Below are 4321 nucleotides of genomic sequence, written 5' to 3' on the forward strand. Positions count from 1 at the left end.
ACAACCCCCCGCCCCGCGCGCGCGGGAGGCAACGCCACCCGGCCCCCCGCCCCCCCCGCGCGGGGGCGGCCGCCCGCGCGGCGGTGGAGCCCCCCCGCCACCCGGAAGCGCACCGCGTCCCGTTCCAGCGGGCTCAGGCCGTGCGCGCCCTCCGCGCCCAGCTCCCACTCCCGTTCCAGTCCGTCGGCGCCGCTTCCGCAGTCCAGCCAGGCGGCGCCCAGGGAACGGGGATCGATCCGGAGCTTGCGCAGGTAGTCCTCCATGAGCCATCCGCCGGGAAGGCCCAGCGGCCCCGGTTCCACGGCGCCCTCGGGCCGGACCAGCCCGTCACCGTACACGTCGTCGTTGATCTCGCAGTCGGCGGCGATGTTCATCCGCAGCCGTTCCGCCGGGCCGGTCAGCCCGTGCTCCCGCGCGACCCTGTCTCCGCGCCCGTGGTGGTCGCGCAGCAGGTGTGACACCTCGTGCACCCACACCCCGGCCAGTTCCTCCACGGGTGTCCGGTCCACGAACACCGGCGAGACGTAGCACCGCCAGTACCGGTCCACGGCCATCGTCGGAACCCGCCGTGACTCGACTGTGTGCAGGGCGAACAGGGCCGTCGCCAGGTAGGGCCGCACCCGGGCGGCGTGCAGCCGGGCGGTGAACAGCTTGTCGAGATCCAGGGTCCCCGGTGCGCGCGCGCTCATCGGCCCCTCTTCGCGGTGACCGCCGCGGCCCGGACCGTGGCGCGGTCCGCCCGCCGGGACAGCGTCACCACACCGGCCAGCTTCTCGATCGACGCGGGGACGTCCCAGTCCTCGCGGCGCAGCGAGGCGAGTGTGGTCGCGGGGACGACCACCAGGTCCGGGGCGCCGCTCTCCACCGCCCGGACCAGCAGCGCCCATGCCGCGTCCCAGCGGGACCTGTCCGGGCGCTTGCGTACCGCCTCGACCACCCCGTCGAGCACGGCCTGGCGCAGGTCTCCGCGCGTGGGCAGGTCGGCACCGGCGGGGTTGGCGAGCAGCACTTCGGGGTCCGGGAGGTCCATCCGGTCCAGGCAGGCCAGCAGCTCCAGCCCCGGACCGTCGCCCACGGTGCCCCTGACCAGCAAGGACAGCACTTCGCGGGAGGAGCCTGCCGCGGTCGCGAAGGCGATCAGGGACAGGGTCATGTCCCAGCTGCGGGGGGACGGCCAGGGGCCGCCCCGGCGTGTCTCACCGCTGGGCAGCCGGTGCACCAGCCCGGGGCGCGCGGAGAGGAGTCCGCACACGGCGCGCCGCGCGAAATCCACGGCCTCGGGCAGCTTTCCGGGGTCGAGCCCGGGCAGTGTCGCCCGGGGCCAGATGCCGGCGAGGCCGCGTACGACGACCTCGTGGTCGTGGGTCCACTGGAGGTGTACGAACCGGTTGGCCAGCGGCGGGCTCAGCTCCCAGCCGTCGGCCGCCGAGGACCGCGGGTTGGCGGCGGCCACGATCCTGACGCCGGGCGGCAGTCGCAGGGTGCCGATCCGGCGCTCCAGCACCAGGCGCAGCAGTGCGGCCTGAACGGCAGGGGGCGCGGTGGACAGTTCGTCCAGGAACAGCAGTCCGCGGCCGGCCCGTACCAGCCGCACCGCCCAGTCCGGTGGGGCCATCGGGACACCGTGTTCGGCGGGGTTGTCCCCGACGACGGGCAGCCCCGAGAAGTCGGAGGGCTCGTGCACACTCGCGATCACCGTGGTCAGCGGGAGGTCCAGGGCCTCGGCGAGCTGAGTCAGGGCGGCGGTCTTGCCGATCCCTGGCTCGCCCCAGAGCAGCACGGGCAGGTCGGCGGCCACGGCCAGGGTCAGGGCCTCCAGCTGCGTGTCGGCTCGCGGCTCGGTCGTCGTGTCGCGCAGCAGAGTCAACAGGCTCTCGGCGACGTCGAGTCGGGGTACGGAGGTCAGGTCGGAAGGCGTGTCGGGCGTGGCGAGGGGAGCGCATGCGGGCATGTTGGATCACCTGTGGGTGCGAGAAGGGGCGTGTGGATGCCGGGGACGGTGGGTCCCCGGTTCAGCGGGAGGTCGCGTGGCGAGGGGGCGCGCGCCGGCCGCGGGGACGGCGACAGTCCGGGCGGATGTGCTCGGGGTTGGGGTCGGTCAGGCCCGACCTGAACAGGCCGTAGGTGATCCGCCGTTGGGCGGCCGCCTCCAGTTCGTCCCGCAGCGGCCCGTCGCGCAGTACCGCGTCCTGTCCCAGCAGCCCCTCGACGACGGCCAACGCACCCGCGATGTCACCGTGGTCCAGGCGCTCGCGCACGCCGGTGAGGCAGTCCGGGCGACGGTGTGCCTCGTCGATGGCCCGCAGGCAGGGCAGTGGAGTGCCGGTCAGCGCGGCCAGCAGTTCCTCCCGCCGGACCTCGGCGGGGCCGTGGTCCAGGGGCGCGAGGACCCCGTCCACCAGGCCGATCCGGTGCCGGGCTCCCCGGCACTCCACGACGCGCGGCCGTCCCGGCGGCTCCGGAACACGGGGCGCACGCCCGGGCGTGCGGTCCGGCACCAGCGCCGCGGCGACCAGCGGGTGCAGCTGATCGGCCTCGATCAGACCCGCGCGGATCAGTTCGAGGTCGGGCAGGACCCAGATCGCCGCGTCGGGCAGGACCGGCAGCGAGTCGACGTCACGTGCCGACGCCGCCGCGATCCGCATCGTCGGCGGTCCCGCGTCCCTCGCCTCCGGGAGCAGCTCCAAGGCCAGCCGCTGCCGGCCGCTCAGCCGGACGGCGACGGCACCGCCGGCGGCCCGGCCCTCGGCGCGGAGCAGGATTCCCGCCTCGTCGGCCCACCGGTCGACGGCACAACGGCCTTGGGACAACGTCACCGGCAGTTCCGCATCCAGGACGGGAGGACCGCCCGGGCGCGGCCGGTCGGCTCCGGACCGGGTCCGCAGCTCGTCGGTGCTGCGCGCGTCCCACAGGTGGCGATGCAGGTCGAGGCGGAACCGCCGGCTGGGACGGGGATGCGGATGGCGGCGGGCGCTCGCCTCGGCGCGGGAACCGTCCCACACCGCGAGGCTGATGCGCTGACCGGCATCCGCCCAGGCCGGGGGAGTCCGGGCCACGAGGTGCACGGGGCGCGGACGGTCGCGCCCCCTGGCGTCGTACCGCGCCAGCGCGACGGTCAGCCCCGGGCGCAACAGCCCGTCGGGAGCGATCCTCGGCATGTGCCAGCGCAGCAGATCCGGAGCCAAGTGCCTCAGGTCGGTGCGGACTTGGGCCGCCAGTTCGCGGCCATGCGCATCTGCCACGGAACGCAGAGCGAGGTCGACATCGACGCCCGCGGCGGCGCACGCGCCCGCCCAGTCGCCGACGTCACGGCGGGCGGTGGCACGCTCGATCATGGAAGCCGGCACGGCGAACTCGCGCACACGCGGCCAGAAGGAAGGACGGGAATCCCCGTTCGCGATCGAAGTGAGCATCAGCACTCACCTTGCGCGGACGGGACCCCCGATCTGTCAACAGAATGAGTCGTCATCGCGGCGATGTTAACGCTGCTCACCGCGAGCTGTCAGTGGAATTTCCCGCGGCCGTCTCAGTAGTCCAGCCCCGCGTACCAGTCACCCCGGCCACCCGGTGTCAGGTCGAGGAGGTGCCACACGGGGGTGAGGAGGTCGATGCCGCGCTCGCCGATGTCCTCGCCCATGCGTGGGTGGGCGGAGTAGAAGTGCCTGATCGTGCCGTCGCCGTCCCGGGTGAACACGGAGATCGTGGAGTCCTGCGCGCCGTCCTCGTCCTCACTGCCGAGGTCGTACTTGAACGAACTGTCTCCACAGCTGAGCAGGCGCAGCTCGGACCACCCGCGGTCGCGCGCGTGCTGCCGCAGGGCGGGCGGGTCGGCGGCCGCGGCGACGGCGAAGTCGGCGTTCCGCGTGATGTGCCGGGCGACGCCGTTGTAGCCGTCGATCCAGAGGGTGCACATCGGGCAGGGGCTGGTCTGGCCCTTGCCGTACATGAGGTGGTAGACGATCAGCGGCCGGTCGGGAGCGGTGAACAGGCCGCTCAGCGTGACCTCGCGGACGGGTGTGTCACCCGCGTCGAGGTCGCTCGGGCCTTCGAGGAAGACGTAGTCGTCCACCACCGGCCCCTCCGGGAGCGCCCGCCGCTGCGCCGCGACCTTCTCACGTCGACGCATGAGGTCGATCTCGGCGAGACGGAGTTCCTCGCGAGCGGCGAGGTAGTCCGCGGACTCACCGGGCAGTCGGGTGTGCCGCACCATTGCGTCCTTCCTGAGTGGAGGCCCCCCGAGTCACTCGATTCTATTCATGTCATGGCGATTGGTTCGGGGGATTTTGTTGGGACCAAAAAGACACGCCCACCAATTGTTTAG

Annotated in this window: 3 protein-coding genes and 1 pseudogene; all 4 read right to left on the minus strand. The window is 73.3% G+C overall.

Features of this window, described 5'->3' with window-relative positions; genetic code table 11:
- Positions 1-689, minus strand: a pseudogene (locus ACFW2E_RS37805) (hypothetical protein); the annotation flags it as partial.
- The gene (locus tag ACFW2E_RS37810; RefSeq protein ID WP_384473861.1) at positions 686-1951 is read right to left on the minus strand and encodes an AAA family ATPase; all 1266 of its coding nucleotides are present in this window, start codon (positions 1949-1951) and stop codon (positions 686-688) included. The gene ACFW2E_RS37810 and the pseudogene ACFW2E_RS37805, both read right to left, overlap by 4 nt.
- A 61-nt stretch (positions 1952-2012) precedes the next feature.
- Positions 2013-3413 (minus strand): hypothetical protein, encoded by a 1401-nt coding sequence (locus ACFW2E_RS37815; protein ID WP_384473864.1) that lies wholly within the window; start codon positions 3411-3413, stop codon positions 2013-2015.
- Between the two features lie 113 nt (positions 3414-3526).
- The gene (locus tag ACFW2E_RS37820; protein ID WP_384473867.1) at positions 3527-4210 is read right to left on the minus strand and encodes a DUF899 family protein; all 684 of its coding nucleotides are present in this window, start codon (positions 4208-4210) and stop codon (positions 3527-3529) included.
- Positions 4211-4321: the final 111 nt, after the last annotated feature.

It is taken from the genome of Streptomyces sp. NPDC058964, assembly GCF_042741275.1.
In the GTDB taxonomy this organism is placed as follows: domain Bacteria; phylum Actinomycetota; class Actinomycetes; order Streptomycetales; family Streptomycetaceae; genus Streptomyces.